Raw genomic sequence first — 12,522 nt, forward strand, 5'->3', positions numbered from 1 at the left:
GCCTAACGATAAAGAAACTTAACTGAAAGTCAATGGGCGTTGCGGGGCGGCCCGATCCGGCCCGGGAGGGCGAGGATCGGGGGAGGATGAGGTGTCGTGCCGCTGAAGTGGGGTAGCGGCACCCCGTTGCCTGACGCCCGTTTCGGATCTCGATGGAGGGCTCATGTTCGACCCTTTTCTTGACGACGCGCTCGCGCGGATCGAGGAGATGGAAGCGCTCCAGGCCGCCGCGGCGCTCTTCAACCGCCGCGCCGCGACGCTGTGCCCGGACCTGGAGTCGCAGCGCGCCGTGCAGCGCCTCGGCATGGCCGCCTCGGCCCGCTACGACGACCTCGCCGCGCTGCACCCGCTCGCCGGGACCGCCAGGGCCACCCAGGGCGGCGCCAGCGTGTGGGCGCAGCTGGTCGTGCAGGAGTGCGGTGCCTGCGCGATGTACCACACCTTCCTGGAGCAGGAGACCGACCAGCGGCTGCGCCGGCTGTGGGAGGTGCACCTGCAGATGGAGCTCGCCAACCTGCGGACCGCCGCCGACCTGCTGAGCCACCACGAGCACCGCGACCCGCAGGAGGTCATGGCCGAGCCGCCGGCGCCGGCCGCCGACCTCGGCGGTGACCTGCCGGACCTGCTCGCCGGCCAGCAGGCACGGATCGAGCGGCAGTTCCAGCTGACCCTGGCCGCCGTCGGCGACGACCGGCACACCGCGTTCGGCGACCTCGCGTGGATGATCGCGGTGCACGAGACGATCGAGGAGGAATTGGCCCACCCGCTCACCCGGCACCTCGTCGACCCGGCCGAGCAGCACCTCGCCGACCACCTCCTCGACGAGGAGCGCCGGATCAGCGAGGCCCTGGCCGACGTGTCCATCAGCCTCGGCGAGGTCGACGGCCTGGCCGCCGTCCACGACCTGATGGGCACCCACATCCGGCGCGAGCACCGCGAGGAGTTCCCGGCCCTGCGCTCCGGCGTCGCCGCCGGCGAGCTGCGCGACCTGGGCGACCTGGCCCGCGCGACCGAGGCCCAGGCGTTCGCCGGCGCGACCGCCCGCCCCGGCATGGCGCAGGTGTCGGAGCTGGTCCGCGACGCTCTCCGCCCGGCCTGACCGCCGGCGGGCCAGGCCGGCTCAGGTCTCTGTCGTGCGCAGAGCGCCCTGCTGCTGGGCGCGGATGCCGGCGAGCACCACCACGAGCAGCGCCGCAGCGACCAGCCCGGCCGTCACCGCCGGGGGCAGGGTCGTCGGGGTGCCCGCGGCGAGGACGAAGGGGACCGCGGCGAGCGGCCAGGGCCAGGCGGCGCCCCAGCGGCGGGCGGTGCCGGCGATGACCGCGGCGGTGCCGAGCAGGAACAGCGTCGCGCCGGCCGGGAGCATCCAGCGGCCGAGGGCCGACACCTCGCCGTCGGGGTGCAGGATCAGCTGCTCGACGCCGATCGCGGCGGCCGCCAGGCCGAGCGTCAGCGGCAGGTGCGCGTAGACGTAGCCGTCCGCGGCGCCCGATTCGGCGTCGGCGCCCTCGTCCTCGCGGGCGTGCACGAGATGCCGCTTGCCGGCCGCGCCGCCGAGGTCGAAGTAGTTCCACCACAGGGCGGCGACCGCGACGAAGCACACGGCGGCGACCAGCGCGGACTCCATGGTCCAGTGGGTGTCGTGGACGCCCAGCACGACCGACGCGACCGACTCGCCGAGGACGAGGATCACGAAGAGCCCGAAGCGCTCCGGGAGGTGCTCCAGGTGCAGGGGCACGTTGCCGCCGAAGCGGGTCGCGGCGACCGGGCCGAGCGCCTCCAGGACGATGCCGAGCCCCCACAGCGCGAAGCGCCAGTCGCCGGGGACGGCGAGGGCGGCGACCCAGCAGGCGGCGCCGGCGGCGGTACCGGTCAGGTAGATGCCGATCGTGGCGCGGGCGCGCTCGACGTGGCGGTACGCCCGGGCGTACAACGCGAACAGCACGACCCTGGTCGCCAGGTAGCTCAGCGTGAACGCGGTCGCCGAGCCGCGGGTCGCGTCAGGGGCGCTGGCGGCCATGCCGATGACGGCGGCGGCCGCGGCGAGCTTGCCCAGCCGGTACAGGACGTCGTTCGTGTCGAAACGGTTGGCGTACAGCGTCGTCGTCACCCATGACCACCAGGCGACCGCGAACAGCCCGGCGAACACGGCGACGCCCTCCGCCGTCAGGTCCTTGGCCAGGGTGGCCGCGAGCTCGGCGATGACCAGCACGTAGGCCAGGTCGAAGAACAGCTCGAGGCGGGTCGCGGTGCGGTCGACGTCGGTCAGCAGCTTCGGCGGGCGGATCAGGGGCGCGGGGCGCTGTTCGGCGTCGGGCATCCACCGCCGTTACCCATCCGGCCCGCGCGCCACGCACGGTGCTCACGGTCACGGGCCGGGCACGGTTCGGCGGATCGCCCGGTGGGTACCACGTCGCCCGGGGGCGACATGGCAGGCCATCAGACATGCCACGAGACATGCGTTGGGGCGCGGTGACCGATGACACGCGACCGCTCGCGCGCGATCTCGCGGGACTTCACCGGTGCCGGCGGCCTGCGTCGCGTCCGGGACCTCGTCGGCCACGCCGCCGGCGTCGCCGGGATCTCCGCCGCCGACGCCCACAACCTGGTGGTCGCCGTGAGCGAGCTGGCCGCGAACGCGGTCCGGCACGGCGGCGGCAGCGGCCGGATCGTCATCGAGCACACCGGCGACGGCGTGCGGGTCGAGGTCAGCGACCACGGCCCGGGGCTGCCCGAGCACCTGTCGCAGGAGCTGCCGGCGCCCGAGGCGGTCAGCGGGCGCGGCCTGTGGATGGTCCGCAAACTGTGCCGCGATCTGCACATCACGAGCACCGCCGGCGGGGTCACGGTCCGCCTGTTCATGCCCCGCGCCGATCCCCCCGCTTGAGGCTTTTCCACCGGCATCCGAGGCCAATGACGGCGAACCTTCACCGGGCGGTTCAACGATATGGTTGAGGGCATGACCGACCCGCTCACACCCGAGACGCTCGCCTACCGGATCATGGCGCTGCCCGGCGTGGAACTGCTGCTGGCGACGCAGGAGTCGGGGGCGCCGGAGACGAGCTGGGGCGACCGGTTCTTCTACGTCGGCCCGGACCGCAAGCTGCCGTTCGCCACCATCGTCGGGCGGGACACGCCCGGCTGGGACGAGGCGTCGGACCTGGACCGCCCGGGCGTCTACCGGGTCAACGTGCACGCCGGCGCCACCGAGTTCGAGCGCCTCCTCGGCTACCCGCCGGCGGGCGCGGAGGAGCGGCGGGCGGCCATCGACTTCGCCCGGCTCGACGAGCTCCTGCCGCATCCCGCGTACGGGCGGCAGGGCTGGATCTGCGTCCTCAACCCGGGCGCCCGGACCGAGGTGGACCTCGACGCGCTCATCACCGTCGCGTACCGGCGCGCGTTCGACGCCGACCAGCGCCGGCAGGACCGGCGGGACCGGTAGATCCCGAGTTGCGTCGATTCGGTTGACCTGTGGCCGGCAGGGGTAAGCGGAGGCCCCGACCGATCAGAGGAGACAGCGATGGCGCTCAACGACGACGACATCACCACCACCCCGCCCGGCCCCGGCCCCGAGGGACCCGCCGACGGTGGAGCCGTGCCGGCCGCGCACGACGGCGGTGCCGACGGTGGCGCGATGACGGACGAGGGCACCGCCGACGGCGGCGCGGACATCGAGGCGGAGGACGGCGGTGCCGACGGTGGCGCCGGCCCGGCCGAGGGACCGAACGACGGCGGCGCGAACCCCCGGGCCACCGACGGTGGCGCGGACGGCGGCGCGGACGTATGACCGACGGCGGCGGCGCGCGGTCAGCGCTGCGCCGATGCGTCCCGCTGTCCGCCGACGAGTTCGCCGAGCGGCACTGGGACCGCGCGCCGCTGCTGTCGCGCCGGGTCGGCGACCACACCGACCTGCTCGACCTCGACGACGTCGACGAGCTGCTGAGCCGCAGGGCGCTGCGCACCCCGTTCGTGCGCATGGCCCGGCAGGGCAAGGTGATCCCGGCGGCGCGGTACACCGGCGGCGGCGGACCCGGCGCCGAGATCGGCGACCAGGTCCTCGACGAGCGGGTCTTCGAACAGCTCGCCGGCGGCGCGACGCTGGTGCTGCAGGGCCTGCACCGGCTGTGGCCGCCGCTGGTCGACCTGGCCGGCGACCTCGGCCGGGAGCTGGGCGTGCCGGTGCAGATCAACGCGTACCTGACACCGCCCGGCGGCCAGGGCTTCGACACGCACTACGACACCCACGCCGTCTTCGTGCTGCAGGTCGCCGGCACCAAGCGGTGGCGGGTGCACCCGCCGGTGGTGACCGACCCGGTCGAGCGGCAGCCGTGGGGCGGCCGCGCCGAGGAGGTCGCCGCCGTCGCCGCGGGCGAGCCGGCCGTCGACGAGGTGCTGGCGCCCGGCGACACGCTGTACCTGCCGCGGGGCTGGCTGCACGCCGCCGCCGCGCTGGAGGACTGGTCGCTGCACCTGACGATCGGCCTGCGCGCACCGACCCGGCTCAGCCTCGTCGAGGCGCTGCTCGACCTCGCCGCCGACGTGCCGGAGCTGCGGGCCGGGCTGCCGATGGGCACCGACCCGGGCGACGGGACGTCGATCGCCCCGGCGCTCGCCGACACCGTGAAGGCGCTGCATGAGTGGCTCGACACGGTCGCGCCCGGCGACGTCGCCGACCGGTGGCGCCGCACGACCGGGTCGCGGGCGAGGCCGGCGCCGCTGCGGCCGGTCGCGCAGGCGGCAGCCCTCGCCAGGCTGTCCGCCGACGACCGGGTGCGGCTGCGGCCCGGGCTGCGGATCCAGGTCAGCGAGCCGGACCGGGACCGGGTCGCGATCGAGGCGCCGGACCGGACGGTCACGATGCCGGCGGTGTGCGCCATGGCGGTGCGCGCGCTGCTCGACGGCCGGGTGCGCCGCGTCGCGGACCTGCCCGGCCTCGACGACGACGACCGCCTCGTCCTGGCCCGCCGGCTGCTCACCGAGACGATCCTGGTCCTCGACACGTAGCTGACATGTGGCGGGACATGGAGAAGGCCGGCGTCCGCTGGGCGCCGGCCTTCCACGGGTACGGGGGTCAGCTCTTGAAGGCGTCCTTGACCTTCTCGCCGGCCTGCTTGAGGTTGCCCGACGCCTGGTCGACCTTGCCTTCGGCCTCCAGCTGCTCGTCGTCGGTGGCCTTGCCGAGGCCCTCCTTGACCTTGCCGGTGGTCTCTTCGGCCTTGTTGTCGATCTTGTCGCTCAGTCCCATGACGAACCCCAATCCCAGTCGGTCCGGCCGGTGCCGCAGCGCGCGGCACGTATCTTCGTGATGCCCCCTCCTCACCAGGTGAAACGGTACGGTTCACCTCAGGCGACCCCATTCGCAACCGATCAGACCGTCGGGGTGATCGGTGATGACGGGTTGGCTCGCGAACCGGGCGGTCCGCACCAAGGTGCTGCTCGTGGTGGCGATCCTGGGCGTCGTGGCGGTCGCCGGAGCCGGAGTCGCGTCGCTGCGCCTGTACGAGCTCAGGTCCGAGGCGGAGGCGCTGTACGCCGGCGGGCTGCTGCCGGTCGCCGAGCTCAGCGAGGTCCGCGAGGACTTCGCCTCCGTGCGGGTCGCCGCGCTCAACCACGCCCTCAGCACCGACCCGCAGGAGCAGGCCGCCTACGCGCGGGAGATCGAGGACGGCGCCGCCAAGTTCGCCGGCAACCTCGCGGTGTACCGCGCGGCGACCGCCACGCCCGCCCTCGCCGACGAGCTCGGCGGCGTGTTCGGCCGGTACCACGACGCGGTCCGCACCCAGCTGCTGCCCGCCGGCCGCGACGGGAACCTCGCCGAGGTCGAGCGGGTCCGCGACGAGGTCACCGGCCCGCTCGGCACGAAGGCGTTCGACCTCGTCGAACGGATGGGCGAGGCCGACCGGGCGGGCGCCGGGCACCACCGCGCCCGGGTCCACGCCGCGTACAGCACCGCGCTGCGCTGGACGTGGGGGCTGCTCGCCGCCGGGCTCGCCCTCGCGGTCCTGTTCGCGCTGCTCGTCGCCGGTCAGCTGGTCCGCGCCGTGACCCGGGTCGGGCACGTCGTCGCCGGGATCGCCGTCGGTGACCTCACGCGGACCGCCGACGTGGCCGGCCGTGACGAGCTGGGCACGATGGCGGCCGCCCTGAACGTCGCGACCGCGCAGCTGCGGGAGTCGGTGCTCGCCGTCGACGCGAGCAGCACCTCGCTCGCCGGCGCCGCGCAGGAGCTGTCCGCGGTCAGCAACCAGATCGCGGCGAGCGCCGAGCGGGGCAGCACCCAGGCCGCGGTCGTGTCGCGGTCGGCGGAGGAGGTGTCCGGCAACGTGCACCTGGTCGCCGCCGGCACGCAGGAGCTGGGCGCCGCCATCGCCGAGATCGCCCGCGGCGCCGCGGACGCCGCCCGGGTCGCCGGCGGTGGCGTGCTGACCGCACGGTCCGCGTCGGAGACGATCCGTCAGCTCGGCCACTCCAGCGGCGAGATCACCACCGTACTGAAGGCGATCACGGCGATCGCGGAACAGACGAACCTCCTCGCGCTGAACGCCACGATCGAGGCGGCCCGGGCCGGCGACGCGGGCAAGGGCTTCGCCGTCGTCGCCGGGGAGGTGAAGGACCTGGCGCAGGAGACCGCGAAGGCGACCGGTGACATCTCCGCCCGCATCGACGCGATCCAGCACGACGCCTCCGCGGCCGTCGCCGCCGTCACCGAGATCGCCGCCGTCATCGACGAGACCAACCAGTACGCCACGACGATCGCCGCCGCCGTCGAGGAGCAGAGCGCGACGACCAACGAGATGAGCCGCAGCGTCGCCGAGGCCGCGACCGGCGCGAACGAGATCGCCGGCACCATCGGCGGCGTCGCGCAGTCCAGTCAGGTCACCAACGAGGGCGTCGCGCAGACCCGTTCCGCCGCCGACGACCTGGCCCGGATGTCCGCGGAGCTCCAGCGGGTCGTGGCGCGCTTCCAACTCGTCTGAAAAATTCTTCGGGGGATGTGTCCGGTCGGCGCGGCGGCGTTCGTCACTATGGTGAGATCCCGCCCAACGGAGGATGCAAAACCATGAAGTACATGATGTTCGTCTGCACCGACACCGAGCCCGACACCGACCCGACGCCCGGGACCGACATCGACGTCTGGGTGACGGAGAACGACGGCGCCGGCCGGCGGCTGATGGGGTACGAGCTGGCGCCGACCACCTCGGCGACCACGGTGCGCGTCCGCAACGGCGAGCTGCTCGTGTCCGACGGCCCGTTCACCGAGACCAAGGAGGTCATCGTCGGGTTCGACATCCTCGAGTGCGCCGACCTGGACGAGGCGATCGAGGTCGCCCGCGCGCACCCGATGGCCCGTGGCGGCCGGCTCGAGCTGCGCCCGTACGCGCCGCTGCGCACCAGTTGAGCGAGCACACCGGGACGGCGTCGGCGGTCGCTGAGGCGGCCGCCGACGCCTACTCCAAGATCGTCGCGACGCTGATCCGGGTCACCGGCGACTGGACCCTGGCCGAGGACTGCGCGCAGGACGCCCTCGCCGCCGCCCTGGAGCGGTGGCCGCGCGACGGCGTGCCCGGCAACCCCGGCGGCTGGCTGATGACGGTCGCCCGCAACCGGGCCGTCGACGTGCTGCGCCGGGCCGCCGTCGAGCGCCGGAAGCTGGAGGCGATCGCCCTGCTCGAACCGGAACCGGAGGCCGCCGTGGGGGAGATCGACGACCGGCTGCGGCTCATCTTCACCTGCTGCCATCCGGCACTGCCGCTGGAGGCCCGGGTCGCGTTGACGCTGCGCACCGTCTGCGGGGTGCAGACCGGCGACATCGCCAGGGCCCTGCTCACCACCGAGTCGGCGATGACCCGCCGGCTCACCAGGGCCAAGACGAAGATCGCGACGGCCGGCATCCCGTACCGGGTGCCGACCGGCCGGGCGCTCACCGAACGGCTCCCGGGCGTCCTCGCCGTGCTGTACCTGCTGTTCACGCAGGGATACAACGCCGACGGCGAACCCGCCTTCGCCGACGAGGCGATCCGCCTGGTCCGCCTCGTCGACCGGCTCATGCCGGACCAGCCCGAGGTGCCGGCGCTGCTCGCGCTGTTCCTGTTCCAGCACTCGCGCCGCGACGCCCGCCGCGACGCCGCCGGGGACCTCGTCACCCTGGACCGGCAGGACCGCGGGCGCTGGGACCACGCGGCCGTCGCCGAGGGCGTCGCGGTCCTCGACCGGGTCACCTCCGACGGCCCGTACGCGTGGCAGGCCCGCATCGCCGCGTGCCACGCCACCGCCGCGTCGGCGGACGAGACCGACTGGCACCGGATCGCCGGCTGCTACGACCGGCTCGCCGCCGTCCAGCCGTCGCCGGTGATCGAGCTGAACCGGGCCGTCGCGCACGGCTACGCCTACGGGCCGCGGGAAGGCCTGGCGGTGCTCGCCGCGGCCCGCTCCGGCGGCGCCCTCAACGCGCTGGACGGCCACCCGCACGCGCTCGCCGTGGAGGCCGACCTGACCGCCCGGCTCGGTCTGGGCCCGCGGGCCGCCGAGCTGTTCCGGCAGGCGGCGGCGGCCGCGTTCAGCGACGGGGAGCGCCGCGCCCTGCTCGCCCGCGCCGAGGAAACCTGAGGCAGTTCAGTACTACCACGGAGGTGCGCCGCGCCCGTCGCGGCGCATCCTCGCGGATGTGAGCATCGTCCTGCGCGCGGCGTGGCTGTTCGACGGCGCCGCCGACACCCTGACCCCCGACCCGACCGTGATCCTCGACGGCGGCACGATCACCGCCGCCGGCACCGGCATCGCCGTGCCCACCGGCGCGACCGTCGTCGACCTCGGCGCGGCGACGATCCTGCCGGGGCTCGTCGACACCCACGTACACCTGGCGTTCGACGCGTCCGGCGACCCGGTCGGCAACCTCGCGGCCCGCGACGACACCGCGGCCCTCGCCGCGATGACCGCCGCCGCCCGGCACGCCACCCGCGGCGGCGTGACCACGGTCCGTGACCTCGGCGACCGCGGCTACCTGTCCCTGGCGCTGCGGGACGCCGCCGACCCGGCGCTGCCGGCCGTGGTCGCGGCCGGCCCGCCGATCACGACGCCCGGCGGGCACTGCCACTACCTCGGCGGCGCCGCGCCCGGCGGGATCCGGGCCGCCGTCCGGGAGCACGCAGACCGGGGCGCCGACGTCATCAAGATCATGGCGAGCGGCGGGAACCTGACCCCGGGGAGCCGGCCGGAGCTGTCGCAGTTCGGCCCCGATGAGCTGCGGGCCGCGGTCGACGAGGCGCACCGGCTCGGCCTGCCCGTCACCGCGCACGCCCACGGCACCCAGGCGATCACGGACGCCCTCGCCGCGGGCGTCGACGGCCTCGAACACGTCTCGTTCATGACCGCCGACGGCGTCGACCCGATCCCCGACGCGGTGCTCGCCGCGATCGTGTCGCGGCAGGTGGCGCTCGGGATCACACTCGGCGTCAAGCCGGTCGCCGGGTTCACCCCGCCACCGGGCGTCCTGTCGCGGATGCCGCTCATGCTGGCCGGGGTCCGCCGCCTGTACGAGGCAGGCGCCGTCATCACCGCGGGCACCGACGCGGGCATCGCGCCGATCAAACCGCCGGACGCGGTCCGGTGGGCGGTCGCCCAGCTCGCGGGGATCGGCATGACCCCGGCCGCCGCGCTGCGGGCCGTCACGTCCGTCGCGGCCGCCGTGTGCGGCCTCGGCCACCGCAAGGGGCGCGTCGCCGCGGGCTACGACGCCGACCTCCTGGCCGTCGACGGCGACCCGCTGCGCGATCCCGACGCCCTGCACCGCATCCGCGCCGTCTTCGTCCGCGGCACGCCGGTCACCCACTAGCAGGCCTGGCGGCCGCGGTCCGGTGCGGCGTGGTGCGGTGCGGTGCGGCTTGTTGGCTCGGTGCGGCTCGGTCGGTCCGGTCGGTGCGGTCGGCTCGGTGCGGCTCGGTGCGGCTCGGTGCGGCTCAGTCGGCTCGGTCGGCTCGGTCGGCTCGGTCGGCTCGGTGCGGTTCGGTCGGTGCGGTCGGTGCGGTCGGTTCGGTCGGTTTGTCGGGTCAGTCGGTGAGGAGGCCGTGCTCGCGGGCGTAGAGGGCGGCCTGGGTGCGGTCGCGGAGGCCGAGGCGGGTCAGGACCCGGGACACGTGGTTCTTCACCGTGCCCTCGCTGACGAACAGCACGCGGCCGATCTCGCGGTTCGTCGCGCCCTTCGCGACCAGGCGCAGGATCTCCACCTCCCGGGCGGTCAGCCCGCCGCCCGGCGGGCTCGTCGCCGCCGCGGCCAGCCGGGTGGCGACCCCCGCGGCCAGGGGCGCCACGCCGGCGTGGGTGAGGCGGACCGCGGCGGCCAGGTCGGCGGCGGCGAGGTCCTTCAGCAGGTAACCGCTCGCACCCGCCCGCATCGCCCGCGTCACGTACTCGTCGTCGTCGAACGTCGTCAGCATCACCACCCGGCAGCCGGGAGCCTGCTCGCGCAGGAGCCCGGTCGCCGTCACACCGTCCACGCCGGGCATGCGCACGTCCATCAGCACGACGTCCGGCGCCGACGCCAGGGCCTTCGCGACGGCCTCCGCCCCGTCGGCGGCGGTGCCGACGACCTCGATCCCCGGCTGGATCCCCAGCAACGACGCGATGCCCTCACGGACCAGCCGCTGATCGTCGACGACCAGGACCCGGACGGCCGTCATGCCGCCGGCACCGTCACGGTCACCGTCACCCCACCCCGCCCGGCCAGGTCGCCACGGCCGCCCGCCGGTGCCGCGGCGCCGTGTGCCGCCACGTCGACGGTGCCGCCGTGTGCCGCCACGTCGACGGTGCCGCCGACCGAGGCGACCCGCTCCCGCATGCCGCGCAGGCCGAAGCCCTCCTCGGCGCCGGCGGCGAAGCCGTGCCCGTCGTCGGCGACGACCAGGGTGGCGTCCCTGCCGAGGGTCGCGCGGACCGTGACCCGGGCGGCGCCCGCGTGCCGGCGGGCGTTCGTCACGCCTTCCTGGGCGGCCCGGAACAGCGCCACCCGCGCCGCCACCGGCAGGTCGCGCTCGTCGCCGGTGACTTCCACGTCGACGGCGCACTGGCCGGCGCCGGCGTCGCAGGCGAGGTCGGTGAGCGCGCCGGCGAGCGAGAACGGCGCCGCCAGGGCCCGGACCGCGCCGCGGACCTCCTCGAGGGCGCGCGCCGCGGCGGCGCGCGCGTCCCGCACCGACCGGTCCGCGGCGGCCGGGTCGAGGTCGCGGAACGCGGTCGCCTTCTCCAGCTGGATGCTGACCGCGGTCAGGTGGTGGCCGAGGCTGTCGTGGATGTCGCGGGCGAGCCGGCCGCGCTCCGCCGCCGCCGACAGCTCGGCGACCTCGTCGAGGGCGAGCCGCAGCCTGGCGCGCGAGTCCGACTCGCCGACCGCGGCCGACGCCATCGCGACCGCCAGCACCATGCCGACGGACAGCATCAGCAGGTCCGTGACCTGTTCGCCGCCGGTGTACCAGTCGCGACCGGCGACCGTCGCCCACCCGACGGGCACCGCCACCCCGGCCGCCGCGAGCGCCACCGCCACCCGGCGGCCGTAGGCGAAGTACGCGGTGAACGGCACCAGCAGGAACAACAGGTTCGACAGCCCCGACCCGTCCAGCGCCGCGACCAGCACGAACAGCACCGTCCGCGCGGCCAGGAACACGGCCGGCGGCGCCGCGACCCGGCGCTCCACCCGCTCCAGGCCGGCGAGCACCCCGATCGCGGCGACGAGCGCGGCGGCCTGGGCGGCGTGCGCGGGATCGCCGCTGGTGGCCCGGTGGTGCAGGCCGGCGGCGAGGACCGCGCCGTACAGCACGTATGGCAGCCACGGCACCGGACGCCTCATGCGACCAGGTTAGTTCGCGCCGGCGGCCGTGCGGCGGGACGGCAGCGCGGACAGCGACAGCCAGCCGACCGACACCGCCGCGAGGACGTGCACGCCGCTGGTGAGCGGGCTGTCGGGCAGCGGCGCGAGCGCGGCGAGGAGCGTCAGCCACACGCCGTAGCCGGCCGCGGGCAGTCTCGGGAAGCCGCCGGAGCGCACCATCGAGACGCTGAACAGGACCGTACCGGCGACGTAGACCACGGCGCCGATCAGCAGCGCCGTCCCGAACGCCCCGGCGCGCAGCATGTCCACAGTGGACTCCTCCAGGTGGAACAGGACCAGGTTCAGCGCGAACGCGACCCCGGTGAACAGACCGAGGCCGAGCAGGTTCACCGCGAAGGCGGCCGCCCCGAAGCGGCCCGCGGCGGCCCGGTGGCGCAGGTAGAGGGCGGTGACGGCGGGCGCGGAGAACGCGACGCCGATCCCGAGGACGAAGCTCGTCGCCGTCGTCTCGCCGGTGAACGCCTCGATCGCGCCCGGCACCCCGATCGTCAGCGCGAGCAGGACGCCGCAGGCGGCGCCGAACCGTTGCAACCACATGAGATCCATGGCTGGACCGTATTTCCGGCGCGGTGGCGCGGGGGAGTGCCGGCCGGCCAGACCCGGGCCGCCGTTCGTCATGTGCCGTGCTGTGCTGTGCCCTT

The 12,522-nt window shown here is 75.1% G+C and carries 14 protein-coding genes; 9 read left to right on the plus strand and 5 right to left on the minus strand.

The window, feature by feature from the left end; all coding sequences use genetic code 11:
* Positions 1 to 163 precede the first annotated feature (163 nt).
* Positions 164 to 1,099 carry a hypothetical protein gene (locus ACZ6TV_RS19285; RefSeq protein ID WP_465298559.1) on the plus strand — a complete coding sequence of 312 codons (936 nt, stop codon included), beginning with the start codon at positions 164 to 166 and terminating at the stop codon, positions 1,097 to 1,099.
* 21 nt (positions 1,100 to 1,120) lie between these two features.
* Here the strand turns inward: ACZ6TV_RS19285 and ACZ6TV_RS19290 are convergent, their stop codons facing one another.
* The gene (locus ACZ6TV_RS19290; protein ID WP_465298560.1) at positions 1,121 to 2,320 is read right to left on the minus strand and encodes a low temperature requirement protein A; all 1,200 of its coding nucleotides are present in this window, start codon (positions 2,318 to 2,320) and stop codon (positions 1,121 to 1,123) included.
* A gap of 159 nt (positions 2,321 to 2,479) precedes the next feature.
* Here ACZ6TV_RS19290 and ACZ6TV_RS19295 point away from each other — a divergent pair, with 159 nt between their 5' ends.
* The 4 genes from ACZ6TV_RS19295 to ACZ6TV_RS19310 all read left to right on the plus strand — a co-directional run bounded on the left by ACZ6TV_RS19295 (position 2,480) and on the right by ACZ6TV_RS19310 (position 5,004).
* Complete coding sequence (locus ACZ6TV_RS19295; protein WP_465298561.1) at positions 2,480 to 2,887, plus strand: ATP-binding protein; 408 nt, start codon at positions 2,480 to 2,482, stop codon at positions 2,885 to 2,887.
* A 72-nt stretch (positions 2,888 to 2,959) separates the two neighbouring features.
* Positions 2,960 to 3,442, plus strand: coding sequence for a DUF6194 family protein (locus tag ACZ6TV_RS19300; protein ID WP_465298562.1), 483 nt, complete (start codon positions 2,960 to 2,962; stop codon positions 3,440 to 3,442).
* 78 nt (positions 3,443 to 3,520) lie between these two features.
* Positions 3,521 to 3,787 carry a hypothetical protein gene (locus ACZ6TV_RS19305; RefSeq protein ID WP_465298563.1) on the plus strand — a complete coding sequence of 89 codons (267 nt, stop codon included), beginning with the start codon at positions 3,521 to 3,523 and terminating at the stop codon, positions 3,785 to 3,787.
* Entirely contained in the window at positions 3,784 to 5,004 is a 1,221-nt protein-coding gene (locus tag ACZ6TV_RS19310; RefSeq protein WP_465298564.1) for a cupin domain-containing protein, read from the plus strand. Before ACZ6TV_RS19305 ends, ACZ6TV_RS19310 begins: the two co-directional genes overlap by 4 nt.
* A 67-nt stretch (positions 5,005 to 5,071) precedes the next feature.
* Here the strand turns inward: ACZ6TV_RS19310 and ACZ6TV_RS19315 are convergent, their stop codons facing one another.
* Positions 5,072 to 5,245 (minus strand): CsbD family protein, encoded by a 174-nt coding sequence (locus tag ACZ6TV_RS19315; protein WP_465298565.1) that lies wholly within the window; start codon positions 5,243 to 5,245, stop codon positions 5,072 to 5,074.
* A gap of 145 nt (positions 5,246 to 5,390) precedes the next feature.
* Here ACZ6TV_RS19315 and ACZ6TV_RS19320 point away from each other — a divergent pair, with 145 nt between their 5' ends.
* The 4 genes from ACZ6TV_RS19320 (at position 5,391) to ACZ6TV_RS19335 (ending at position 9,832) form a co-directional block, all read left to right on the plus strand.
* Positions 5,391 to 6,977: a methyl-accepting chemotaxis protein gene (locus ACZ6TV_RS19320; protein ID WP_465298566.1), complete on the plus strand. Its 1,587-nt coding sequence runs from the start codon at positions 5,391 to 5,393 to the stop codon at positions 6,975 to 6,977.
* Between the two features lie 83 nt (positions 6,978 to 7,060).
* Positions 7,061 to 7,399: a YciI family protein gene (locus ACZ6TV_RS19325; protein WP_465298567.1), complete on the plus strand. Its 339-nt coding sequence runs from the start codon at positions 7,061 to 7,063 to the stop codon at positions 7,397 to 7,399.
* The gene (locus ACZ6TV_RS19330; protein ID WP_465298568.1) at positions 7,396 to 8,607 is read left to right on the plus strand and encodes an RNA polymerase sigma factor; all 1,212 of its coding nucleotides are present in this window, start codon (positions 7,396 to 7,398) and stop codon (positions 8,605 to 8,607) included. The genes ACZ6TV_RS19325 and ACZ6TV_RS19330 overlap by 4 nt, the downstream gene beginning before the upstream one ends.
* Positions 8,608 to 8,665: 58 nt before the next feature.
* The gene (locus ACZ6TV_RS19335) at positions 8,666 to 9,832 is read left to right on the plus strand and encodes an amidohydrolase family protein (RefSeq protein ID WP_465298569.1); all 1,167 of its coding nucleotides are present in this window, start codon (positions 8,666 to 8,668) and stop codon (positions 9,830 to 9,832) included.
* Positions 9,833 to 10,046: 214 nt separating this feature from the next.
* On the opposite strand, the gene ACZ6TV_RS19340 is transcribed toward ACZ6TV_RS19335, so the two are convergent.
* From ACZ6TV_RS19340 to ACZ6TV_RS19350, 3 genes are read right to left on the minus strand one after another with little or no spacing between them, the layout of a single operon-like run.
* Positions 10,047 to 10,676: a response regulator gene (locus tag ACZ6TV_RS19340; RefSeq protein WP_465298570.1), complete on the minus strand. Its 630-nt coding sequence runs from the start codon at positions 10,674 to 10,676 to the stop codon at positions 10,047 to 10,049.
* A complete protein-coding gene (locus tag ACZ6TV_RS19345) occupies positions 10,673 to 11,839 on the minus strand; it encodes a sensor histidine kinase (protein ID WP_465298571.1) in 1,167 nt (388 codons plus the stop codon). The genes ACZ6TV_RS19340 and ACZ6TV_RS19345 overlap by 4 nt, the downstream gene beginning before the upstream one ends.
* 9 nt (positions 11,840 to 11,848) lie before the next feature.
* On the minus strand, positions 11,849 to 12,427 hold the full coding sequence (locus tag ACZ6TV_RS19350; protein WP_465298572.1) for a hypothetical protein: 579 nt from the start codon (positions 12,425 to 12,427) through the stop codon (positions 11,849 to 11,851).
* Between the last annotated feature and the right edge of the window lie 95 nt (positions 12,428 to 12,522).

The sequence above is a fragment of the Dactylosporangium sp. NPDC051087 genome, assembly GCF_055586325.1.